Source organism: Rhodococcus phenolicus (genome assembly GCF_001646785.1).
In the GTDB taxonomy this organism is placed as follows: Bacteria; Actinomycetota; Actinomycetes; order Mycobacteriales; family Mycobacteriaceae; genus Rhodococcus; species Rhodococcus phenolicus.
This window is the reverse complement of the sequence record NZ_LRRH01000073.1, coordinates 23745-46910: the sequence shown is the minus strand read 5'-3', so window position 1 is coordinate 46910 and position 23166 is coordinate 23745. Positions and strand designations below refer to the sequence as shown.

The following is a 23166-nucleotide window of genomic DNA, read 5'->3' as shown; positions in this document are numbered from 1 at the left end:
GACCCACCCCTCCCGCGCACCCTCCCCTCCCGGGTGAAGGTGGCCAACTCCCGGTCTGTCCTGGTGAGCGGTATCCCATGTGTCTGGGAGGGCGGGCCGGGCACAGGGTTCGAATCCCGAACTGTTCCAGGGCGGCTGCTCGACCGCAGCGATCGCCGACGGCGGCCGGTACGCCGACTGGTACTTCACCGACTGGTACTTCAGCAACGGCAAGGACTACGACGGCATCACCACGCAGATCGACGAGCTGCGCGAGGTTGCCCGCGCCCACAAGCGCGAGGTGAAGGTCGGACTGAACGGGTTCATCATCGCCCGCGACACCGAGAAGGAAGCGCGCGACACCCTTCGCGAGATCGTGGAGAAGGCCAACCGGCCGGCGGTCGAGGGTTTCCGCAACGCCGTGCAGCCGGCGGGCTCGTCCACCGCGACAAGAAGTGCATGTGGGCGGATTCGACGTTCGCGGATCTCGTTCAGTACAACGACGGCTTCCGCACGCAGCTGATCGGAACCCCGGAGCAGGTCGCGCACCGCATCGTCGAGTGCCGCCGACACGGGGTCGACCTCATCCTCGCCGGATTCCTGCACTTCCAGGAGGAGGTCGAGTACTGCGGCGCGAAGGTTCTGCCTCTGGTCCGCGAGATCGAGGCCGCCGACCGCGACCTCGCGCCAGCAACCGTCTGAGCGTTCCCGGCCGGGCGTCGGCAACAGCACGCTGTCGGCGCCCGGCGGCGTTCGCTCCGGCTCCACTCGCTCGGACCCGCGATTCTGTGAGACGAGACAGCGGGTGTGTCGTACATCACTCCCGTGTAACAAACCGGCTAGCGTCACACGATAGGGAATTCAAACGCCGATTTGCAGGGGGTTTCCAGTGACCATGACCCAGAGGCGACTGTTGTTCGTCGGCCATCCCGACGAAGCCGAGATCTCCCAATGGACGTACGTGCGCGATCTCGCGTCGCAACAGGGATGGGAGACGACCCGCAGGTTCAGCCCCGACCTCATCACGTGCGCCATCGTGACCGGCGACGTCCTGGGAGGCGTGTGCACCCCTACCGAGGCATCCACCCTGCACGACGTCACCGCCTCGTCCATCCCCTGCATGAGTGCCGGTGACGCGCTCGTCCGGCTCTTCGCCCGCGGCGACGTCGCGGACGCGACGACCTGACACCACGCGACGATCCCCACCGGTCCGGGCGCCTCTTCGGCGTCCGGACCGGTCGTCACGCCCGCCGGAGAAAGTCGAAGAAGCCCGGGGTCTTCTCCTCCCGCAGTCGAGTCAGCTTCCGGTAGCTGATGAGCCAGCGACCGTTCTCCTTGCGGTATTCCTCGTGGTAGTGCCCGTAGCCGTGCAGGTGTTCCTCGCGGTCACCGTCCGTCCACCACAGCTCGTCCTCCATCGCCCAGATTCCGCGCGCCGTCGTGTCCGAGATCAGTTCGATCTCCGGCGTGTGTCCATGGTGGACGGTGGTGACGTGTGTGGGTCCCCCGAGCAGATCACTGATCGCCCGAGTCAGATTGTCCTTGCCCACGACGCGGTTCGCGGTGTCCCCGGTCCGCGGCTGCTCGTCCTCCGGCAGACCGCCCCAGGTTTCGGAGACGACGTCGTCGGTGTGCAGCGTGGGATAGACGTGCCACTGCTTGTTGTCCATACACCGCAGTCGCGCGGCGAAGGTTCTCTTGATCTCCTCGATCGCGAGAAGCTGTTCGGGGGCACTCAACGTGATTCCGGAGCTCATGCGGTCATGGTTCCATCGGTGGAGACGCGCCTCGATGCACATTTCCGCTCACCGGACACGACGCGTCTCCGGGGCAGTGTGCGGCCGTCCGCCCCGGTCGTGCCGGTACGAATTCAGCTCTCGCGCGCGGTCTCCCACAGACCCATGAGATTTCCCTCCGAGTCTCTGAAGTAGGCCGCGAAACCCATCGTGCCGACCGGTGAGCGGGGCGCGACCGTCTCGCCGCCGAGCGATTCGATCTTCTTCAGGGCCTCGTCGATGTCGTCGACGTCGATGGTGACGACCGGTGCAGCGGCTTCCCCTCGCTGCATCATGCCGCCGCCGATGTATCCGGGTTCGGACGACATTCCGGTGTCGTCGACCGGGCCGGTGACGACGATCGTGTAGTCCATCTCGGGCATCTCGTCGATGCGCCACCCGAATGCATCACGGTAGAAGCTGCGGGCGCGGTCGCCGTCGTCGAACGGGATCTCGAAGTGCACAACTTTGCCGGACATGGCTCGTGCCTCCTTGTGGTGTGCCGCGGAAGGTGCGGGCTCGTTCCACCGTAGGACGATCCGTTGCGTTCGTCACCGATCGATTCGGATCGCGGCGGGTTCGACGAGCTCGACGCTCGGCGCCGACAGAGCGTCGAGCAGCGCCGCTGTCGCGGGATCGTCGGGATCGACACTCCCCTCGTTCGCGGCGAGGTTCGCTTCGAGGAAGGCGCGGACGACCGATGCGTCGATGCCGCGTTCGCCGCGTCGGCACTCGTCGGCGACGGCGAAGGTCATCAGGAACAGATGCGGGACCCGGCCACCGCCCGCGTGGATCGCCGGCTGGAAGTACGGCACCGGAACGATCTTCGCGCCCGCCGTCGCGTAGAACTTCAAGCGCCGCTCGGGATCGCCGAATCCGATGTCCGTGTGGTGACGCGGGTCCTCGACCTCACCGACGATCAGCAGCGGATCGACGCGGTGCCGCCAGTCCTCGATCACGGCCCGCAGGATCGTGCCGCCGATCCCACCCCCGCGTTGACCCGGCCGGATCGCCAGGTACGCGGTCAGCATCACCCGGCACTGCGGAAACCACTGGCCCACGGCGCCACCGAGGATCTCACCGGTGTCGTCGAGCGCCACGGAGGCGACGGTCCCGTCACCGGGATCGTCCAGGTCCGCGAGCAGTTCGGCGCGCGGCACCAGTTCGGATTCGACGAACGACGGCGCGAGCACCGAGTCGTAGAACTCCTCGACCTTCGATGCCGGAAGGCCCCTCGAGTCACGGACGTCCACTTCCACAGTCACCGCCTTCGCCGTGTCCCGTTTCCGCGCCCTGGACCTGTCCCGGCGCGCGGGTCCCGGATCGGAGCCTACCGCCGGTCGCCCACCGATTCGGCCGAACGATTCGCCGTTCGTGTTTGAACCGGTACCCGGGCGGGTACCGACCCGGGCACAGGTCCGGCAGCGCAGGAGGCATGCATGAACACCAACGTCGTCCAACTCGTGCTGTTGCTGGTCGTCGCGTTGGCGACGGTGGCCGTTCTGCAGTGGCGGGTGGCACGTGCGCGCAATTCCGGTAGGCACACCGGCACGACCGCCGACCACGGCCCGCACTTCCGGGCGGCCGGGTAGCTCATCCGCGAGCCACCGGACGCGCCAGGCGCTCACGGCACAACGCTCGCGTCTCCTCCACCGAACGGGCCAGCGCGTCCGGGTCCGGCCGCAGGCCGACGACGATGCGGTCGATGTCGCGTAGACCCGCCCGCTCGACCAGCGTCTTCTCGTTGGTGCACCACACCCCCTCGGCGGCACAGACCGCGTGTGCGGCGAACGCCGCCGCCTGGACGATCAGCCCGGCGCACTCCGCCACCCTGCCGTGCCGCGCGTGGACGTCGCGCGCATAATCGAACACCTGCTCGGCCGCGGCGGTCCACACGCGCGGGGCACGGGCGCGCAGAGCCCGAGGAAACTCCGGCCGCGGCAGGGTGCCACGCAGGACCACATCGATCGCCAGCTCCGCCAGCAGCAGATACGACGGAATTCCGGCGAGGTGGAACTGGAGTTGCTCCCGGTGGAACCGGCCGGCCCGGGCCTCCTCCAGTTCACGTTCGACGACGGTCAGGTCGCGGTAGAGAAGGTCGACGCGCCGCCCGTCGATCGTCAGCCAGGCACCGCCGTTGAAGATTCCGCCGCCCCAGGCGCCGATCTCGAAGACCTCGCCCGCCCATCCGATGTCGCGGATCTCCTGCGGGTCGAGGTGGCCGCGGTAGTAGATGCCGAGATCCCAGTCGCTGTCCGCGCGATGGGTGCCCTCGGCCCGGGACCCACCGAGCGCGACCGCCTCGACTCCGCCGAGCCGGTACAGCCGGTCGGCGATCGCCTCGATCCAGGCGTGGTCGTCCACACGGCTCATCATCGCGCCGAGCCCCCAACCTCGTGCGCGGTTCCGGTAGCGGGAGCTACCGGAACCACGCACGGGACGGGGGTCAGCTCAGGTGATGTACCTCCTGCAGCCCGTACACCGGCGTCGGAATACCCTCGTATCGGGCCTTGAGCTGCAGCGCGAGATACAGCGAGTAGTGGCGGGACTGGTGCAGGTTCCCGCCGTGGAACCACAGCCCTTCCTGCCGGGTGGGCTTCCACATGTTGCGCTGCTCGCCTTCCCAGGGCCCCGGATCCTTGGTGGTGTCCGAACCCAGACCCCAGCACTTGCCGACCTTGTCCGCGACGTCCTGGCCGATCAGATCGGCGACCCAGCCGTTCATCGACCCGTATCCGGTGGCATAGACGACGAGGTCGGCGTCCAGTTCGGTGCCGTCCTCGAGGATCACGCTGCGTTCGGTCAGTTCCCGCACGTTGCCGTGGGCGAGCTTGATATCGCCGTTCGCGACGAGTTCGGCGGCACCGACGTCGATGTAGTAGCCCGACGCGCGCCGCAGGTACTTCATGAACAGACCGGAGCCGTCGTCGCCCCAGTCGTGCCGGAACCCGGCCTTCTCGAGCCGCTCGTAGAAGTCGGCGTCACGTTCGCGGATCTTGTCGTAGATGGGGATCTGGAATTCGTGCATGATCCGGTACGGCAGCGACGCGAACGTCAGATCGGCCTTGTGGGTGGTCACCCCGGCCGCGAGCGCCCGCTCCGAATAGAGGTCGCCGAGGCCGAGATCCATGAGCGAGTCGGATTTGACGATGTGCGTGGACGACCGCTGCACCATCGTCACGTCCGCCCCGACCTCCCACAGCGCGCCGCAGATGTCGTGCGCGGAGTTGTTCGCGCCGATCACCACGACCTTCTTGCCCGCGTAGGCGTCGGGGCCCGGATGCCGGCTCGAGTGGTGTTGTTCACCCTCGAATCGGTCCATGCCCGGGAACGACGGGATGTTGGGTTTGCCGGACATCCCGGTGGCGATGACGAGCTGCTTCGGACGGAGAACCAGCGGCTGCCCGTCACGTTCGACGTGGACGGTCCACTCCCCTTCCGTCTCGTCGTAGGACGCCGAGGTGCACGTCGTCTTCGACCAGTACGGCACTTCCATGACCCGCGTGTACATCTCGAGCCAATCGCCGATCTTGTCCTTCGGCGCGAACACCGGCCAGTTGTCGGGGAACGGCATGTACGGCAGGTGGTCGTACCAGACCGGGTCGTGCAGGCACAGCGATTTGTAGCGGCCGCGCCACTGGTCACCGGGCCGGTCGTGCTTGTCGAGCACGAGGGCGGGCACGCCGAGCTGCCGCATGCGCGCGCCGAGTGCGATACCGCCCTGTCCACCGCCGACGATCACCACGTACGGCTGGCGGGTGTAGCCGAGTTCGCGTTCCTCGGCATCGCGCTGTTCGGACCAGGTGACCCGGTTCCGGTCGGCGCCGTGGGTGGTGCCGCGCGGACGCCGCACGCCCTTGCTCTCCTCGTGGCCCGCCAGTTCCTGCAGCGTCGTGAGCAGCGTCCAGGCGCCCTCCTCGACGAGGCGCAGGTGTCCCTCCCCGCGGCCGGTCGCGGTCTCGAACGCGATCCAGGCGCTGACGACCCCGCCGTCCTCGGTGGGCGTCTCCGTGGTGCGGAAGCCGCGCGGATCGGTGTCGTCGAGTCGCTCGTGCAGCATGGTCGCGACTCCGTCGCGGCCCTCGACCGTCTTGAGGTTCCAGGTGAAGGCGACCAGGTCGCGCCAGAAGCTGTCGGTGGCGAACATGCCCGCGGCCGCGTCGACGTCGCGGGCGGCGAGCGCGGTCTCGAAGTCGCGCAGCCATTCGTCGACGCGTCGTTGCGGGTCGACGGCCCGGTCCGTGGGCTGCTCGAGGATGTCGGTCATGGCGGGATCCCTTCCGGTCGTTGTTGTGATCCAGCACACATCCGGTTGCCGGGTGGCCGCAATCGTTGCATCGGGTTGCACGAACCCCGCCTGTGGCACAGAACACACCGCCGCGCCTATGCTCCGGGGGGAACACCCGGAAAACGGAGAGGAACCGTGAGCAGCTTCAGCGCGATCGCACCCGGCACCGACCTGTCACGTCATGCACGCGACCTCGTCCGGATGCACGACGCGGTGCTCGGGGGAGGAAAACCGGCGATGCGCCCGCGGGCGGTCGTCGCGCGGTCGTGGTCGCGAGTGTTCGAGACCGGACTCGACCCGGCCGGTCTCAACGTCCGCACCCCGTACCCGATCGAGGAGATCGAACGCCGACGCCGGCAGTCACCGCTGTCGGCCGTGATCGGCGACCTGACGCAGATCGTCGCGCCCGTCGCGGATGCGTCGCAGCTCCTGCTGGTGGTGACGGACGCCGACGGCGTGATCCTGTGGCGCAACGGTTCGGCGAAGGTCCGGGCACGCGCCGACACTCTCGGCTTCCGCGAGGGATCCGTGTGGACCGAATCCGCCGTGGGCACCAATGCGATCGGAACCGCACTCGCGGAAGCGGCTCCCGTGCAACTGTTCTCGGGCGAGCATTTCGAGCAGAGCCAGCATCCGTGGTACTGCACGGCGGCACCGATCCACGATCCGATCGGCGGCGACGTGCTGGGAATCGTCGACGTCAGCGGACCGGCGCTGACGCTGCACCCGGCGATCAGCGCACTGGTCGACACCGCGGTACGGCTCGCGGAATCACAGCTGTGGCGCCGGCACGAGCAACGACTCGATCACCTGCGCACCAGCGCCGCGCCGTTGCTCGCGTCGGTGTCGGGACCGCTGCTGCTGGTCGACGAACACGGCTGGGTGGCGCACTCCTCGGGCGTCGCGACCACCGGCCGGGTCGCCGCCCCGCGGGGCGACCGGGCCCTCACCGTTCCCGGGCTCGGCTTGTGCATTCCGGAACAGCTCTCCCACGGATGGCTGATCCGGCCTGTCGAGCGAACGACGAGAATTGCCATGACACTTCGCCTTTCGTCTACTCCCGCAGTTGAGGTGAGCGGTGCGGACTCCTCGTGGCACAGTCCCGTGACGGTGCGGCACGCCGAGATCCTGCTCCTGCTGCACCACCGGGGCCGCGACGGGATGACGGTCACCGAGCTCGGTCACGCCCTGTTCGGCGACGCCGATCACGCGGTGGCGGTGCGCGCCGAGGTGTCGCGACTCCGCCGCGCGCTCGGCACCGTCGTCGAGAGCCGGCCGTACCGGCTGGCCGAATCCGTCGACCTCGCGGTGGAGACACCCGACGCCGAACGCCTGTCCGATTGTGCCTTCGTGCGCCGGTCGACCAGCCCGGGGGTGCGTGCCCTGGCCCGGTGACGGCGCGTCAGTGCGTGAGGCCGTCCCAGTCGACGGCCGCGGCGATGGGTTCCGAGTTGTTCTGCGTCGCTTCGCCACTCTCGCGGGCGGTGCCGCTGCGCAGGCCGCAGTACTCGTTGACCTTGCCGAACACGACGCGGTAGCTCTCCAGGTCGCGGGAGGAGATGCCGTGCGGTTCGAGAAGGGCGAGGACGGTTTCGCCGCGCGCAGCATCGTCCTGGGCCGCGAAGTCGTCACAGTTCGCACCCGCGCCGGAACCGCCACAGCCCGCCACGCTCGTGCCGAGCACGAACACAGCGGGGACGAACACCGCGGCCACCACACGACTCTTCACCGGCAACCCACCCCTCTCCTCGACGGCACGACAGGACACGATCTTGCCCGACCGTTCGGCGTCGGCTTCCTCGGGATCCCGATCGGCGCGACCGGGACGGCGGCATCGTCAGAACAAGGTGAGCGCCGGATCCGCCGGCCGCGGTGCGCGCACCGGGGACGGCACGTCCCGATGCTCGGCTTCGGCGCCGGCGAGGCCGTATCGCTCCACCAGCGGGTCGACCCGGGCCCGGAGCCAGCGCTTGTATTCCGGAGTGACGTACGCGCCGCGCCCATAGAGCTGCCGGTATCGGCGGACCAAGGCCGGATGCTCGGCGGCGAGCCAGGACAGGAACCATCCGCGGGTGGCGCCACGCAGGTGCATGGGTATCACGGTCGCGCCCGAGGCGCCCGCTTCGGCGAGGGCGGCGAAGAGTTCGTCCAGGTGCCCCGTCGAGTCGGTGAGGTACGGGATGACGGGCGCCACCATCACGTGGCACCGCAGGCCGGCCTCGGAGACCGCGCGGATCAGGTCGAGCCGGGCCTGCGGCGACGGAGTACCGGGTTCGAGCCGGCGCTGCAGGTCGCGGTCGCCGACGGCGAGGGAGACCGCGACACCGACGTCGACCTGATCGGCTGCGAGTTTGAGCAACGGCAGATCGCGCCGCAGCAGCGTGCCCTTGGTGAGGATCGAGAAGGGTGTCCCGGATTCCGCGAGGGCCCGAACCACCCCGGGCATCAGGCGATACCGGCCCTCGGCACGCTGATAGGGATCGGTGTTGGTGCCGAGCGCGACATGCTCGCGCTTCCAGGATTTGCGGGACAGTTCCCGCCGCAGCACCGCCGCCACATTCGTCTTGACGACGAGCTGGCTGTCGAAATCGTGGCCCGGGTCGAGGTCGAGATATTCGTGGGTGGGCCGGGCGAAACAGTAGCGGCACGCATGACTGCAGCCGCGGAAGGTGTTGACCGTGTACCGGAACGGCAGATTCGACGCTTCCGGCGTCCTGTTGAGGGCGCTCTTGCACAACACCTCGTGGAACGTGATGCCCTCGAAGTCCGGTGTCTGCACAGTGCGGACGAGCCCGGCCCGGTCGAAGCCGGGCAACGCGCCGTCGTCGGCGTCCAGGGTCTGTGCCGCCCACCGCATGCATCCAGTCGAACACCTGTGCGAGACTCCTGTCAACCGGTCGTCGAAATTTCGTTCGGCGACCCCGCACCTGACAGAATTCGCCCATGACTCGTCAGAACGTCTCGTCCGGTTCCGCATGGGAACCGAAGATCGGCTACTCCCGCGCGGTGCGGATCGGCAACCAGGTCGCGGTCTCCGGCACGACCTCGCCCGGTGCGACCCTCGAGGAGCAGACCCGCGGCGCCCTGCGCACCATCGAAGCCGCGCTGGCCGAGGCCGGGGCGAAGCTGACCGACGTGATCCGCACCCGCATGTACCTCACCGACATGTCCCGGTGGGAGGAAGCCGCCGCCGCGCACGGTGCGGTGTTCGGCGAGATCCGGCCTGCCAGCACGATTCTCGAGGTCAGCCGCCTCGTCGACGCCGATCTGCTCATCGAGGTCGAGGCCGACGCAGTCGTCGGGTGAGCGACCGGTGCGTCTTCCGGGAGGCCCCGGAGGACGCACCGCGCGCGGCGCCCCGGCCTCGGCTAGAGTGCTGCACACGAAGTTCTGATCTGGGGGGATCGTGATGGGTGATCATGCCGCCGTCGGCAATTCGGTGAAGGTCGTACCCGACGGCGTTCGCGCGTTCGGGAACACGGCGCTCGAAGCCGCCGATCACGTCGCACGCGCCGGGGCGGTGGACCTGCAGGCGAACCTGTCGGCCCTGAGCTCGGCACTCGGCCTGATCGGTGGAGACTTTCTGGCGGCGTTCGCCGCAGCCCAGAGCGAGCACACCCGCGCGGTCGCGCACCTGTCGCTGGCCTACGCCTCCAGCGGCACCGCCGCACACGACACCGCGACCGGTTACGAAACCGTCGTGGCCGAGCAGGCCGCAGCGTTGACGAACGCCGCCGTGAGCAACCTGCCCGGGGCAGCGCAGTGACCGGATCCGGAACACCCGAGACGATACCGACCGTTCTCGATGCGCTGCGCGCCTCACCGATCGGCCCGGTACTGGACATGCCGCTGCCCGCACCGGCCGTCCCACCCCCACCGGCCGACCCCGGCGCGGGTTCGATCGTCGAACTGCTGCAGTCGATTCCGATTCCGCAGTTGCCCGGCCTCGACCAACTGCTGACGCCATTGACCGATCTCGGTGGGCTCTTCGGCACCGGCATCCTCGACGCGGTCGACCCCGCCGCGATCCTCCAGCAGTCGTCCCGGTTCCTCGACACCGCCGCATCGATCGGGCGCAGCGCCGTCGACGTGCTGCCCGATGCATGGGAGGGCGTGCCGGCCGAGTCCGCGATCGACCACGGCCGCCGGGCCCAGGCCTGTGCGCTGGAATTGAGTGCGCGCGGCGACCACATCGGGCAACTGACCCGCGCCGCCACCGCCACGGTCGAACGCGGCAACATCGAACTGTCCGGCATCGCCCGGTCGTTCGTGGCCGTCGCGTCGGCGGCGGCGCCGGTCGCGCTGACACCGCCCGGCCAGGCCCTGCTGATATCGGCCGCCGCCGAGCACCTGCAGGCCGCGCTCGCCGTGGTGAGCCGCAGCCGCGGCGAACTGAGCATGCACACCGCGGCGATGAACACCCTCACCACGCCGGTTCCGGTTCCCCCTCCCATCGCACCGGACGGTCTGCCCGACGCCGGAAAAGTCGCGTCCGTGGCGTCCGAGGCGGTGAAATCCCTCGCATCCGACCGGGCGTCCACGCCGGGGCCGATGTTCGGCGGATCCGGTGACGGACTCGTCCCGACCCGGGCCGCGGCCGCGGCGCCGACCGTGGCGTCGGCCGGTGGGAGCGGCGCGATGGCCTCGCCGGCCGGGTTCGGCGGCGTGGGCGTCGGAGGGTCCGGGCTCGGCGGCGGAACCGGCGCGATACCCGCGGCATCGGCTCTCGGTCTCGTGCCGGGTCCGGGCGCGGCATCCCCGGCGACAGGCGCAGCCGCACCGCTGGCCGCGACACCGGGGCGCGGCATGTACGGCGGCGTCCCGTCGTCCGGGACCTCGCGCGCCGACGACAGACCCGAGCACCGTGGCACACCGGGATTCCTGGTGTCCGCAGCGAATTCCACCGAAGTGGTCGGGGAACTGCCGAAGGTCGTGCCGTCGGTGATCGGCGGCTCGGAGGACGACCGGTAGCCGCGGGCGCCAGGCCTCCGTCCGCGGGGACGGATTACCCCGTGACCCGAGCGGGTACCTCTCGAAGATGCGTCCCGCCGATGAGATTCGACATCTGGGTGTCGAAGAGGAATTCCAGCTCATCGACGTCGGAACGCGCCGTCTCGTCCCGCGAGCACCCGAACTTCTCGCCCGGCTGCCGCACGACACCTACGTCGACGAACTGCAACGCTGCGTCGTCGAGGTGAACAGCGACGTCCATCCGGACCTGTCGAAGCTGCGCGCTGATCTGGTGGATCGTCGCGCGCAGCTCGTCGCGGCGGCCGCGGAACTGGGACTGGGGGTCGCCGCGGCCGGTGCCGTGCCGCTCGCCGTCCCGGCGGAACTGCAGGTCAGCGAGACACCACGCTATCGCCGGATGCTCGCCGACTATCAGTTGCTCGCGCGCGAACAGCTGATCTGCGGTACCCAGGTGCACGTCGACGTTCCCGATCGGGACGAAGCGGTCCAGGTCGCGAACCGCATTGCACCGTACCTACCGGTGTTCCTGGCGCTGAGTGCGAGTTCGCCGTTCTGGGCGGACGGTACCGACACGGGTTATGCGAGCGTGCGCAGCCTGGTGTGGATCAGGTGGCCGAGCACCGGTCCTGCCGCCCCGGTGTCGTCGGCCGCCGAGTACGACCGGCTGATCGCGGACCTGGTGTCGAGCGGGGTGATCACCGACCCGGGCATGGTGTACTTCGACATCCGCCCCTCCGCACACCAGCCGACCCTCGAGCTCCGGGTGTGCGACAGCTGCCCGTCGGTCGACACGATCACCTTGATCGCGGGTCTGTTCCGGGCCCTCGTCGAGCACGAGTGCGCGGGACTGCGTGCGGGCACTCCCCCCGTGCGGGCGAACCCCACCCTGATCCGCGCGGCGATGTGGCGGGCCGCGCGGTCGGGACTCGAGGGCGATCTCGTCGACGTCGAAGCCGCGGTACCGCGGCCGGCCGTGGAGATGATCGACCGGCTCAGTTCGATGCTGCGCCCCGAACTCGAGCAGATGGGCGACTGGGAAACCGTGTCCGAACTGGCCGCGGCGGCCGCCCGCGTCGGCAGCTCCGCCGCGCGGCAGCGGCGGGTGCTGCGACGGCGCGGCAGGCTCACCGATGTGGTGGACCTGCTGCTCGCCGAGACGGCGGGACAGGTCCAGCCGGTCCCGGAGGTCGCCGACCCCCACGGGACACTGCTGCACGGCTACGCGCCGTTGCGGGTGGAGGAAACGAACGACGGATACGACGAGGCCGTCGACGCCCACGGCCGGCCACGACCGGCGTATGCACACGTGCTGGCGACCCTCGCCGACCTCGGCGTCGACGCACTGCGCACCGCCCAGGACGACATCGACCGCGAGCTGGGCCTGGACGGGGTGATGTTCCGGGTCACCGGTGAGTCCCGAGCGCGGGTCTTCCCGATGGACGTGGTGCCGCGCATCATCCCGGCCGAGCACTGGGAACGCCTCGTCCCGGGACTCGAGCAGCGGGCCCTGGCGCTCAACGCGTTCCTCGTGGACGTGTACGGCGACGCCGCAGTGGTGCGGGACGGTGTGCTGCCCGCGGAGGTCCTCGACCGCGCGCCGGGGTTCCGGCGCAGCGGCGCCGCGGCCCATCTGCACCGGGTGCGCGCACACATCTGCGGTATCGACCTGGTGACGACCGGTCCCGGACGGTTCGTGGTGCTCGAGGACAATCTGCGCGTGCCGTCGGGCGTCGGCTATGCGTGGGCACACCGCGCGATGACCCGCATGTTCCTCGGGAAGCTCCTCGTCGACACCGAGGTCCTCGACGTCGAGGACACCTCGGACATGATCGTGCGGACGCTCCGGGCGGCGGCGCCGCCCGCGGCGCGAGGCGGGGAGGTCGCGGCCGTGGTGCTCAGCGCGGGTCCGGAGGACTCCGCCTGGTTCGAGCACACGATGCTCGCCGAACGCACGGGCCTGCCGCTGGTACAGACCCAGGACCTGTCGGTGCGTGACGACATCGTGTTCGCCCACCGCGGGCCGACGGTGTCTCGGGTCGACGTGCTCTACGCCCGCGTCGACGAGGACATGTTGCTCTCCTCCACCGGCCACGACGGGCAACCGCTGCGGCCCGGTCTGCTCGGCGCGCTGCGTGCCGGGTCCGTGACCGTGGTCAACGCGCTCGGCAACGGGGTCGCCGACGACAAGGCCGTGTACTCCTACGTGCCGAAGCTGATCGAGTACTACCTCGGGGAGCGGCCGTTGCTCGAACAGGTCCCCACGCTGCTGTGCGCCGAACGGCAGCAGCGCGACGAGGTACTGGACCGGCTCTCCGAGCTCGTGGTCAAACCCATCGACGGATTCGGGGGCGGCGGGATCACGATCGGCCCGGAAGCGACCCCGGCCGAACTGGACCGTCGCCGAATCGAGCTGGTGGGTCACCCGGAGCGGTTCGTCGCCCAGGAGGTGCTGCCGTTGTCGACGCACCCGACGTTCGACTCCACCGGGCTGTACCCGCACCACGTCGACCTGCGGGTGTTCGTGCACGTGCGCGCGGACGGCGACGCGGTCACCGCGCACGTCGCGCCCGCGGCGCTGACGCGCGTGGCGCCCGCCGGGAGCCTGGTGGTCAATTCGTCGCAGGGCGGGGGCGGCAAGGACACCTGGATTCTGCGGTCCTCCCGGGCGGCAGGGCCCCGATAGAGGCAACCGAAAGGAGCGTTCCGTGTGCGGTGTGTGCGGCGAGATCCGGTTCGACGGCACCGCGGCCGATACCGATGCCGTGTCCCGGATGACCGAGGCGATGGCACCCCGCGGCCCCGACTCCGGGGGAATGTACGCGCAGGAATCGATCGCTCTGGGGCACCGCAGGCTGAGCATCATCGACCTGTCACCGCGGGGTCGCCAGCCGATGATCGACAGCGACCTCGGACTGGCGCTCGTGTTCAACGGGTGCATCTACAACTACCGGCAGCTGCGAGACCGGCTCGAAGCGGCCGGCTACCGGTTCTTCTCGACCGCGGACAGCGAGGTGGTGCTCAAGGCATTCCACCGATGGGGCGCGGACTGCGTGCGCCGTTTCGCCGGGATGTTCGCGTTCGCGATCGCCGACACCGACACCGGGGTGGTCACCCTGGCCCGCGACCGGCTCGGGATCAAACCGCTGTATCTGGCCGAATCACCCGGCCGGCTCCGGTTCGCGTCGACGCTTCCGGCGCTGCTGCGCGCCGGGGACGTGGACACGGACCTCGATCGGGTGGCGCTGCACCACTATCTGAGCTTTCATTCGGTGGTTCCGGCCCCCCGCACCATCTTCCGGGGCGTGCGCAAACTGCCGGCGGCGACCGTGCGCGTCGTCCGGCCCGACGGCCGCAGCACCGACACCCGTTACTGGCAGCCGGTGTTCGGCCCGGATCCGGATCGCGCTGCATGGACCGGATTCGACTGGCAGCAAGCGCTGCTCGACGCCCTGCGCACGGCGGTGTCCCGCCGGATGGTCGCCGACGTGCCGGTCGGGGTACTGCTGTCCGGGGGCATCGACTCGAGTCTGGTGGTCGCACTGCTCGCCGAGCAGAGGCAGCACGGTCTCGCGACCTTCAGCATCGGATTCGATTCGGCGGCAGGAGAATCCGGGGACGAATACGAGTACTCGGATCTGGTCGCCGAGACGTTCGGCACCGCGCACCACAAGATCCACATCGATTCCTCGCGCCTGCTGCCTGCGGTGCCTGCGACCATCGCGGCGATGAGCGAGCCGATGGTCAGTCACGACTGTGTCGCGTTCTACCTCCTGTCGGAGGAGGTGCGCCGATCGGTGAAGGTGGTCCAATCCGGTCAGGGCGCCGACGAGATCCTGGCCGGATACGACTGGTATCCGCCGATGCTCGGCGTTCCCCGCGCCCGATCCGCCGAGGCGTACTCCCGGGTCTTCGTCGACCGTTCGCACGACGAGATCGACGCGTTGTTGTGCCCTGAGCACCGGCTCGACGGGGACCCGAGCGACGATTTCCTGATCGCGCGGCACGCCGAACCCGGTGCCCGCACGTCGGTCGACGCGGCGTTGCGACTCGACACGACGGTCATGCTGGTCGAGGACCCCGTCAAACGGGTCGACACGATGACGATGGCGTGGGGTCTCGAGGCACGCGTACCGTTCCTCGACCACGAATTCGTCGAACTCGCCGCGACCTGCCCACCGGAACTGAAACTGGCATCGGGCGGCAAGGGCGTGCTCAAGGACGCGAGCCGCGGGCTGCTGCCGGCGCGTGTCGTCGACCGCACGAAGGGCTACTTCCCCGTCCCGGGAATCCGGAACCTCGACGGGGAACTGCTCACGCTGGTACGCGACGCACTGCACAGTCGAGCCGCGCGCGAACGCGCTCTGTACCGGCCACAGGCGGTCGAGGCCCTGCTGGCCGCGCCCAACGACACCCGCACCACGCTCGGCGCGAACGCGCTCTGGCAGGTCGCGCTGCTCGAATTGTGGTTGCAGGCAATGGAGGAGCAGACCGGAACGACCACCGCGCGGGCCGCGCGGGAGCGAAAGGAGTGATCCGGAATGGATGCGGCGCCCGGGAATCCGGCACACGTGCGATTCACGTCGGGGGCGTCGATGTCGCCCGACGCGACGGGGTTCGCGCACCTCGTCGACGACGGCGGCTATCCGTGGGCGGTGCAGCGGTTCCTGACGGGCCGGTCGGCCGGTCCCTCCCGTCGCGTGGCTCTGCCCGTCGCCGGACCGGTCACGCGGATCCTGCATTCCGAGGACGGCCGGTGGCTCGCCTGCCAGGTCGCTCCCGACGCAGGCACGCGCACCCGGGTGTGGGTGGTGCGGACGGATCCGGACGACCGCAGCGCCCGGCAACTGGACACGGAGGGCGACTCGTCGACGGAACTGGTGTGCTGGGACGGTCCCCTCGTCGCGGTGACCGCCACGGACGATCAGGGTGTCGCCGAATCCCGGCTGATCGACCCGCAGACGCTCGAGTCGGTCGTGCTCGACCGGCGGGTCGGCGGCCACCTGGTCGATTCCTGGGGCGGTTCGGCGTTGCTGCGAGTCGGGCCGCGTGGACACCGGGAGCTGTTGCTGCTCCGTGCGGACGGAAGCCGGACACCCCTGCTGCCCGCCGATTTCGGATCGACGACCGATGCCGGGGTCATCCTCGACGACCATCGCCTGCTCGGCATGCTCGATCGGCACACGTCCCCGTGGGCCTCCAGCGAGGGCGAGCCGGGCCGGTACGTGCGGGCACTGGTGCGCAGCGATCACGATTGCGAGTTCGCGCGGTTGCTCGGTGTCGCGGTGTCCGAGGAAGGGGTGTCGTACCGGGTGCTCGCGGAGCGCCCGGATGCGGACCTCGACGAGTTCGCGGTGAGCGAAGATCACACCACCGTGGCGCTGCTGTGGAACATCAAGGGGGTCAGTGAGTTACAGATTCTCACTCTGACGGACGGCTCGCTCGCACCGCCGATCCTGCTGCCCGGTCTCGTCGCGTCGGAGTTGTCGCTGAGTGCGACCGGCGCACTGCTCGCCGTCACGGTGCAGGGACCGGGCATGCCGCCGTCCGTCGAACTGGTCAATCCTCGTTCCGGAGACTGGGTTCCGGTCGAGCACGCCCGCACCCGGGTCGATCCGGCGGACGAGCCGGAGCTGCTCGAATTCGAAGCGCGGGACGGAATGCCGTTGTCCGGTTGGTGTTACCGGGCCCGGACCGAACCGGGTCCGGTGATGCTGTACTTCCACGGCGGCCCCGAAGCCCAGGAACGACCGGGTTACAGCGACTACTTCCCCGCCCTGGTGGAGGCCGGCATCACCGTGTTCGCCCCGAACGTCCGGGGTTCCGGTGGGTTCGGACGCACTTTCATGCACGCCGACGACCGGTACGGTCGCTTCGCCGGCATCGACGACGTCGCGGACTGCGTGCAGTTCCTCGTCGAGCGCGGTGTCGCCGATCCGGCACGGATCGCGTGCGCCGGACGCTCCTACGGCGGTTATCTCACGCTGGCATCGCTGACGTTCCATGCCCCGCTGTTCGCCGCGGGCATCGCGATCTGCGGGATGAGCGATCTGGAGAGCTTCTACGCCAACACCGAACCGTGGATCGCGGCGGCCGCCTACCCCAAGTACGGACATCCGGTGCACGACCGGGAACTGCTGCAGGAACTGTCCCCCATCCACCGGATCGCCGAGTTGAAGGCACCACTGCTCGTCGTCCACGGCGCGCACGACACGAACGTGCCGGTCGGCGAGTCCGAGCAGGTGGTTGCGGCCGTCCGTGCCCGGGGCGGCGTCGCCGAATTCCTGCTGTTCGACGACGAAGGCCATGAGATCGTGAAACAGGAGAACCGCCGCGCGCTCGCCACTGCGATGGCCACCTGGCTCACCACGCATCTGGGCGCGACCCGAGAGACGGAGGCCGCGCGATGACCGTCCCGTTCGACCAGCTGGTCGCGTGGCGGCGCGACCTGCACGCGCACCCCGAACTGGCGTTCGCCGAGCACCGCACCACCGCGCTGGTCCGTGACCATCTGCGCTCGCTCGGACTGGATCCGGTGACATTGCCTCGTGGCACCGGGTTGTGGTGCGACGTGGGCCCGCCGACCCCGCACTGCCTCGCCCTGCGGGCCGACCTCGACGCGCTGCCGCTGACCGAGGCCACGGGACTGCCCTTCGCGTCGACGGTGGACGGGGTGTGTCACGCCTGCGGACACGATGGGCACACCGCGATGCTCATGGGGGCCGCCGCCGAGCTCGCCGAAAATCCTCCGCCCCAACGGGTCCGTCTGATCTTTCAGCCGGCCGAGGAGACGACTCCGGGTGGCGCGCTGGATGTCGTCGCGGCCGGCGCGCTCGACGGCGCGACAAAGATCTTCGCCTTGCACTGCGCTCCGCAACTCGAGGTGGGCAGGCTCGCCACCCGGGCCGGGCCGATCACCTCGTCGAGCGCCACCGTGACCGTCCACCTGTCGTCCACCGGCGGGCATTCGGCACGTCCCTACCTCACCGGCGATCTGATCCACGCCGCGGCGGTGCTGGTCACCGGCCTGGCGTCGGTCCTCGACCGGCGCATCGACGCACGCAGCGCGACGGTGCTCACGTGGGGCAGGATCTCGGCGGGCCACGTGGGCAACGCGATCCCCGAGTCCGGGGAGCTGGTCGGCACGCTGCGCAGCGCGTCGCACACCACCTGGAGGGAACTCGAACCTCTCGTCCGGCGCACCGTGGGCGAACTGCTGGCGCCCTACGACGTCGGGCACGAACTGATCTTCGCGCAGGGCGTACCGCCGGTGGTCAACGACCCGGACTGCGCCGCGGACCTGCTCGCCGCGATCGAGACGGTGGTCGGGCTGGACAATCTGGCCGAGGCCCAGCAGTCCAGTGGCGGTGAGGATTTCGCGTGGTACCTCGAAGAGGTCCCCGGTGCGATGGCACGGCTCGGCGTGTGGGACGGGGTCGGGCCGCGCTGCGATCTGCATCGCCCCGAGTTCACCCTCGACGAGCGCGCACTGGTCCACGGCATGCGCACGTTCGTCGCACTGGCCCGGCAGGGATGACGTGCCCGATCCCGCTCACTCGACGAGCGCTGCCACCTCATGATCGGTCAGTGTCGTCTGCGGCACCCGGCCCGCTCTGCGGGCGAGGTCGATCGCCCGGTACAGCGGCCGCTCCTCGAGCGCCGCGCTGCGCGCCTCCGCCCGCAGCTGTTCGAGGAGGACAGACGACACCGCCGCCGCCGGCGCGAGTTCCGCGGTGGCGAGGGCATCGGCGAGCCGACGGAGCGCGAGCACGTCGAGTTCGCGTCCACCCCCGTCCGCGTACAGCGCCAGCGGCACCGACACGAGCCGGTGCTCGCCGTCGTTGACCCGCAGGATCACCTGACTCACCCGCCCGACCCGCACGAGCAATTCGACACCGGCCAGGTGCCGCAATTCCACACTGCGCGAACGCAACACTCCCGAGGCGGTCAGCACCGTACCTCCCAGGCGGAGGTGCCGGCGTGTCACGACGAACGCGCCGACGGCGGGCGGCAGCCCGAAGATCAGGCCGAGCGCGACGGCGATCGACATCGGCACGAACAGCCATGCCACGACGCCGAGCACGATTCCGACCAGCACCGATGCGAGAGCCACCCGCCGGGCACGCGGCAGCAGCAGGTGTGGCGGCAGCAGGTCGAGCGAAACGGGGTCGGGCGCCGGCCCGTCAGCCCCGGGCAACGACCTCACCCACGCGCACGACCGCCTCGGTGAGCGGCACGGTCTGCTGCTCGCCGTTGCGCAGATCCTTGACGACGATCTCGCCGGCCTCGAGTTCCCGGTCACCGAGGACCAGTGCGACCACGGCGCCGGACTTGTCGGCGGCCTTCATCGCACCCTTGAGTCCACGGCCGCCGTACGCCAGGTCGACGCGGATGCCCGCGCCGCGCAACCGGTGGGCGAGCGGAACCAGCGCGGCCTTGGCGGCATCGCCCATCGGCACGCCGTACACCTCGCAGCGCGCCGGGGTGGCCGCGCTCTTGCCTTCGGCGGCGAGCGCGAGAATCGTGCGGTCCACACCGAGACCGAACCCGATTCCCGAGAGCGGCTGCCCGCCGAGCTGCTCCATCAGGCCGTCGTAACGGCCGCCGCCGCCGATACCGGACTGCGCGCCGAGCCCGTCGTGCACGAACTCGAAGGTGGTCTTGGTGTAGTAGTCGAGACCGCGCACCATGCGCGGGTTGACGACGTACGGCACCCCGAGCGCGTCGAGGTGGCTCAGCACCTCGTCGAAGTGGGCCTTGGCGCTGTCGGACAGGTGGTCGAGCATCAGCGGCGCGTCGGCGGTCATCTCCCGGACCTCGCGGCGCTTGTCGTCGAGCACCCGCAACGGGTTGATCTCCGCGCGACGACGGGTCTCCTCGTCGAGCGGGAGCCCGAACAGGAACTGCTGCAGCAACTCCCGATACTGGGGGCGGCAGGTGTCGTCGCCGAGCGAGGTGATCTCGAGCCGGAACCCGTCGAGTCCCAGACCCCGGAACCCGGCATCGGCGATCGCGATGACCTCGGCGTCGAGCGCCGGATCGTCGATGCCGATCGCCTCCACCCCGACCTGCTGCAACTGCCGGTACCGGCCGGCCTGAGGACGCTCGTAGCGGAAGAACGGACCCGAGTAGCTGAGCTTGACGGGCAGCTGGCCACGGTCGAGACCGTGTTCGATGACCGCGCGCATCACACCGGCGGTGCCTTCGGGGCGGAGCGTGACGGACCGGTCGCCACGATCGGCGAACGTGTACATCTCCTTCGTGACGACATCGGTGGATTCGCCGACGCCGCGCGCGAACAACCCGGTGTCCTCGAAGATCGGCAGCTCGATGTGCCCGTAACCGGCCAGACGCGCGGCACGCGTCAACCCGTCGCGCACGGCCACGAACTCCGCGGACTGCGGCGGAACGTAGTCCGGGACACCCTTCGGGGCCGAGAACGTGGAGACCTTGCTCACCTGTCGCTGCTTTCTCTCGTCGGAACGATGTGCGTGTGTGCCCGGATCAGCGGGATCCGGCCAGACCGGTCAGGAAGGGATTCGACGCCCGCTCCCGTCCGATCGTGCTGGACCGGCCATGGCCGGGCAGGATGTTCGTGGTGTCGTCGAGCACCAGCAGTTTCGCGGCGAGCGACTCGAGCAGCTGCTCGTGGTTGCCACCCGGCAGGTCCGTCCGGCCGATGGATCCCTCGAACAGGGTGTCGCCGGTCAACGCGACCGGGACCTCACTGCCGTCGGGGGTGGTCGCGACGGTGCGCAAAACCACCGAGCCCTGGGTGTGGCCGGGGGTGTGGTCGACGACGAAACGGATACCGGCGTGCTCGACGACGTCGCCGTCGGCCAGTTCGATGACCTCGTGCGGCTCGGTGAAGGTGACACCCGCGAGGAGCGGCGCCAGGCTCGAACCCATCCCGACACCGGGGTCGGAGAGCATGTGCCGGTCGCCCGGATGAATGTAGGTGGGGATCTCGTAGCGGTCCGCGACCGCCTGCGCCGACCAGACGTGGTCGAGGTGGCCGTGGGTGAGCAGCACGGCGCGCGGCCGGAGGTCGGATCCGGTGAGGAACTCGTTCAACGGTTCGGCGGCGTCCTGACCGGGATCGACGACGACGCAGTCCTTCGCGTTGTCCTGCGCGAGGATGTAACAGTTGGTCTGGAACATCCCGGCGGGGAATCCGGTGACGAGCACGGGCATCGCTCCTACGGTGAGGACAGTTCTGGGGGCTCCTACAGCGTAGGTGCAACGCCCGGTCCGCCCGCTTCCAGGTTCGGGTGGCAGACTCGATCCGGCCTGACTTCACAGCTCAGCGACGACCGATCGGTTACGGGAGGACTACAGCAGTGCCGAGCAATGCACAGCGGCGCCAGGCCGCGAAACGCAAACTCGAACGGCAGCTCGCGCGTCGCGCGGAACGCGCACGCAAGCGCCGTCAGCGCAACATCGGCCTGGCGGCCCTGGGGGTGATCGTCGTGGTCGGTGCCGGTGTCGCGCTGTGGGCGGTCAACCGCGGCGACGACGAGGGCGCCACCACCGCCGCGGACGGCACCGAGCAGACCTCCGAATACGCGGCGCTGCCCGCCGGGCGCGCCGAACCGCTGCCCGACTCCGTGAACTGCGCGTACCCGGCCGACGGGCGCGAGCCGTCGCGGCCGGTGGAGCCGCCGCGCACCGAGGGCATCCTCACCACCGGCGAAGGCAACACCGACATCAGCGTCAGTGTCGAGACGACCCAGGGGAACATCGGGCTGGTCCTGCACAACGCGGACTCGCCGTGCACGGTGAACAATTTCCTGTCGCTCGCATCGCAGGGCTATTTCGACAACACCGACTGCCACCGGTTGACGACGTCACCGTCGCTGCAGGTGCTGCAGTGCGGCGATCCGACCGGCACCGGCAGTGGCGGACCGGGCTACCAGTTCGCGAACGAGTTCCCCACCGACCAGTTCGCCGCCGACGACCCGGCTTCACAGGAGCCGATGTCCTACGCTCGCGGCACCGTGGCGATGGCCAACGCCGGCCCGGGCACCAACGGAAGCCAGTTCTTCCTGGTCTACGGGGATTCGGTGCTGCCGCCGCAGTACACGGTGTTCGGCACGATCGACGAGACCGGCCTGGCCACGCTCGACAAGATCGCCGCGGACGGCGTCGCCGGTGGTGGCGCCGACGGCGCGCCCGCCCTCGCGACCAAGCTGACCAGTGTGAGGATGGACTGATGATCAGCACCCCGATCCGCCTCGCGGTCGCCGCGGCAGGTGCAGCACTGCTGCTGGCCGGCTGTTCCGACGACGGTGGCGACTCGACCACGACCACCACGACGCGGACCGCGACGGCCACACAGAGCGCACCGGCACAGTCGGGCGCGCTGCCCGAACGTCCCGCCGCGGGCGCGCCCGTCGACTGCAGTTACACCCCGGACGGTCCCGCGGCGAAGGAGGTGACGCCGCCGCAGGCGAGCGGCGTGACGACCGAGGGATCACCGGCGGTGACGATGACGACCAGCGCGGGCCCGATCGGTCTCACCCTCGATCCGGCCGCCGCACCGTGCACGGTCAACAGCTTCGTCTCGCTCGCCGAGCAGGGCTACTTCGACGACACGCCGTGCCACCGCCTCGTCACCTCGCCGGGCCTGCAGGTGCTGCAGTGCGGCGACCCGTCCGGCACCGGCTCGGGCGGACCGGGCTACGGATTCGACACCGAGTACCCGGAGACGGCCTACGCACCGAACGATCCCGCCCTCGCCCGGGCCGTGGTGTACCCGCGGGGCACGATCGCGATGGCGAACACCGGGCAGCCCGGCAGCAACGGCAGCCAGTTCTTCCTCGTCTACGAGGATTCGCAGCTCCCGCCGGCGTACACGATCTTCGGCACGATCGACGAGGCCGGACTCGCGACGATCGAGAAGGTCGCGGCAGCGGGCGACGACGGCTCGATGGGCAGTGTCGGTGGCGGTGCCCCCAACCAGCCCGTTCGGATCGAATCGGTGACGGTCGCATCCTGATGTACCGGACGGACGGTGCCTTCCCGTCGGGGGCACCGTCCTCTCGGCCGCGTCGCCGGTCGACGGGCCGTCCTGCTGCCACCTGTGGCCGATCACCGAGCCCGCGGGGTGGTCACGGGTACGGTTCCCGTGTTCTCTCGTACTCCTGTCCCATCGGT

The 23166-nt window shown here is 69.7% G+C and carries 22 protein-coding genes and 1 pseudogene; 13 read left to right on the top strand and 10 right to left on the bottom strand.

Annotation, left to right across the window (positions count from 1 at the left end; translation table 11 throughout):
- Positions 1 to 115: 115 nt before the first annotated feature.
- Together A8G15_RS20025 and A8G15_RS20020 are read left to right on the top strand one after the other, a co-directional pair.
- Positions 116 to 681 (top strand): annotated as a pseudogene (locus A8G15_RS20025) (LLM class flavin-dependent oxidoreductase); the annotation flags it as partial.
- A 193-nt stretch (positions 682 to 874) separates the two neighbouring features.
- Positions 875 to 1165, top strand: coding sequence for a hypothetical protein (locus tag A8G15_RS20020; RefSeq protein WP_068163549.1), 291 nt, complete (start codon positions 875 to 877; stop codon positions 1163 to 1165).
- A 55-nt stretch (positions 1166 to 1220) separates the two neighbouring features.
- Here the strand turns inward: A8G15_RS20020 and A8G15_RS20015 are convergent, their stop codons facing one another.
- From A8G15_RS20015 to A8G15_RS20005, 3 genes are all read right to left on the bottom strand, one after another.
- Entirely contained in the window at positions 1221 to 1736 is a 516-nt protein-coding gene (locus A8G15_RS20015; protein ID WP_068163546.1) for a nuclear transport factor 2 family protein, read from the bottom strand.
- A 113-nt stretch (positions 1737 to 1849) separates the two neighbouring features.
- A complete protein-coding gene (locus A8G15_RS20010; RefSeq protein ID WP_068163543.1) occupies positions 1850 to 2233 on the bottom strand; it encodes a VOC family protein in 384 nt (127 codons plus the stop codon).
- A gap of 72 nt (positions 2234 to 2305) precedes the next feature.
- The gene (locus A8G15_RS20005; RefSeq protein ID WP_156665482.1) at positions 2306 to 3019 is read right to left on the bottom strand and encodes a GNAT family N-acetyltransferase; all 714 of its coding nucleotides are present in this window, start codon (positions 3017 to 3019) and stop codon (positions 2306 to 2308) included.
- Positions 3020 to 3193: 174 nt separating this feature from the next.
- On the opposite strand from A8G15_RS20005, the gene A8G15_RS30750 reads away from it, so the two are divergent.
- Positions 3194 to 3346 (top strand): hypothetical protein, encoded by a 153-nt coding sequence (locus A8G15_RS30750; RefSeq protein ID WP_156665481.1) that lies wholly within the window; start codon positions 3194 to 3196, stop codon positions 3344 to 3346.
- Between the two features lies 1 nt (position 3347).
- Here the strand turns inward: A8G15_RS30750 and A8G15_RS20000 are convergent, their stop codons facing one another.
- Together A8G15_RS20000 and A8G15_RS19995 are read right to left on the bottom strand one after the other, a co-directional pair.
- The gene (locus A8G15_RS20000; protein WP_245687915.1) at positions 3348 to 4118 is read right to left on the bottom strand and encodes a nucleotidyltransferase domain-containing protein; all 771 of its coding nucleotides are present in this window, start codon (positions 4116 to 4118) and stop codon (positions 3348 to 3350) included.
- Between the two features lie 82 nt (positions 4119 to 4200).
- Entirely contained in the window at positions 4201 to 6021 is a 1821-nt protein-coding gene (locus tag A8G15_RS19995; RefSeq protein WP_068163535.1) for an NAD(P)/FAD-dependent oxidoreductase, read from the bottom strand.
- A 156-nt stretch (positions 6022 to 6177) separates the two neighbouring features.
- On the opposite strand from A8G15_RS19995, the gene A8G15_RS19990 reads away from it, so the two are divergent.
- Positions 6178 to 7437, top strand: a complete 1260-nt coding sequence (locus A8G15_RS19990) for a sigma-54-dependent transcriptional regulator family protein (RefSeq protein ID WP_068163531.1) — start codon at positions 6178 to 6180, stop codon at positions 7435 to 7437.
- Positions 7438 to 7444: 7 nt separating this feature from the next.
- On the opposite strand, the gene A8G15_RS19985 is transcribed toward A8G15_RS19990, so the two are convergent.
- Entirely contained in the window at positions 7445 to 7771 is a 327-nt protein-coding gene (locus A8G15_RS19985) for a hypothetical protein (RefSeq protein ID WP_156665480.1), read from the bottom strand.
- 108 nt (positions 7772 to 7879) lie between these two features.
- Positions 7880 to 8899 carry an Rv2578c family radical SAM protein gene (locus tag A8G15_RS19980; protein WP_068163524.1) on the bottom strand — a complete coding sequence of 340 codons (1020 nt, stop codon included), beginning with the start codon at positions 8897 to 8899 and terminating at the stop codon, positions 7880 to 7882.
- An 86-nt stretch (positions 8900 to 8985) separates the two neighbouring features.
- Between A8G15_RS19980 and A8G15_RS19975 the strand changes: the two genes are divergently transcribed.
- The 7 genes from A8G15_RS19975 (at position 8986) to A8G15_RS19945 (ending at position 18547) form a co-directional block, all read left to right on the top strand.
- Positions 8986 to 9348, top strand: a complete 363-nt coding sequence (locus A8G15_RS19975) for a RidA family protein (RefSeq protein WP_068163521.1) — start codon at positions 8986 to 8988, stop codon at positions 9346 to 9348.
- Between the two features lie 103 nt (positions 9349 to 9451).
- A complete protein-coding gene (locus A8G15_RS19970; protein ID WP_068163519.1) occupies positions 9452 to 9808 on the top strand; it encodes a type VII secretion target in 357 nt (118 codons plus the stop codon).
- On the top strand, positions 9805 to 11013 hold the full coding sequence (locus tag A8G15_RS19965; protein WP_068163516.1) for a hypothetical protein: 1209 nt from the start codon (positions 9805 to 9807) through the stop codon (positions 11011 to 11013). Before A8G15_RS19970 ends, A8G15_RS19965 begins: the two co-directional genes overlap by 4 nt.
- Positions 11014 to 11080: 67 nt before the next feature.
- Entirely contained in the window at positions 11081 to 13696 is a 2616-nt protein-coding gene (locus A8G15_RS19960; RefSeq protein WP_156665479.1) for a glutamate--cysteine ligase, read from the top strand.
- Between the two features lie 22 nt (positions 13697 to 13718).
- Complete coding sequence (locus A8G15_RS19955) at positions 13719 to 15545, top strand: N-acetylglutaminylglutamine amidotransferase (RefSeq protein WP_068163515.1); 1827 nt, start codon at positions 13719 to 13721, stop codon at positions 15543 to 15545.
- A gap of 6 nt (positions 15546 to 15551) precedes the next feature.
- The gene (locus A8G15_RS19950; protein WP_245687914.1) at positions 15552 to 17420 is read left to right on the top strand and encodes an alpha/beta hydrolase family protein; all 1869 of its coding nucleotides are present in this window, start codon (positions 15552 to 15554) and stop codon (positions 17418 to 17420) included.
- The gene (locus A8G15_RS19945) at positions 17417 to 18547 is read left to right on the top strand and encodes an amidohydrolase (protein ID WP_068163513.1); all 1131 of its coding nucleotides are present in this window, start codon (positions 17417 to 17419) and stop codon (positions 18545 to 18547) included. Before A8G15_RS19950 ends, A8G15_RS19945 begins: the two co-directional genes overlap by 4 nt.
- A gap of 15 nt (positions 18548 to 18562) precedes the next feature.
- Here A8G15_RS19945 and A8G15_RS19940 read toward each other — a convergent pair whose 3' ends face one another.
- The 3 genes from A8G15_RS19940 to A8G15_RS19930 are packed head-to-tail and all read right to left on the bottom strand — an operon-like array spanning position 18563 to position 21198.
- Positions 18563 to 19207 carry a hypothetical protein gene (locus A8G15_RS19940; RefSeq protein ID WP_068163511.1) on the bottom strand — a complete coding sequence of 215 codons (645 nt, stop codon included), beginning with the start codon at positions 19205 to 19207 and terminating at the stop codon, positions 18563 to 18565.
- A complete protein-coding gene (gene hisS / locus A8G15_RS19935) occupies positions 19194 to 20468 on the bottom strand; it encodes a histidine--tRNA ligase (RefSeq protein WP_068163509.1) in 1275 nt (424 codons plus the stop codon). Before hisS ends, A8G15_RS19940 begins: the two co-directional genes overlap by 14 nt.
- 46 nt (positions 20469 to 20514) lie before the next feature.
- On the bottom strand, positions 20515 to 21198 hold the full coding sequence (locus A8G15_RS19930; RefSeq protein WP_211270204.1) for an MBL fold metallo-hydrolase: 684 nt from the start codon (positions 21196 to 21198) through the stop codon (positions 20515 to 20517).
- Between the two features lie 152 nt (positions 21199 to 21350).
- Between A8G15_RS19930 and A8G15_RS19925 the strand changes: the two genes are divergently transcribed.
- Together A8G15_RS19925 and A8G15_RS19920 are read left to right on the top strand one after the other, a co-directional pair.
- Complete coding sequence (locus tag A8G15_RS19925) at positions 21351 to 22223, top strand: peptidylprolyl isomerase (protein ID WP_068163506.1); 873 nt, start codon at positions 21351 to 21353, stop codon at positions 22221 to 22223.
- Positions 22223 to 23008: a peptidylprolyl isomerase gene (locus A8G15_RS19920; RefSeq protein ID WP_068163505.1), complete on the top strand. Its 786-nt coding sequence runs from the start codon at positions 22223 to 22225 to the stop codon at positions 23006 to 23008. The genes A8G15_RS19925 and A8G15_RS19920 overlap by 1 nt, the downstream gene beginning before the upstream one ends.
- Positions 23009 to 23166: the final 158 nt, after the last annotated feature.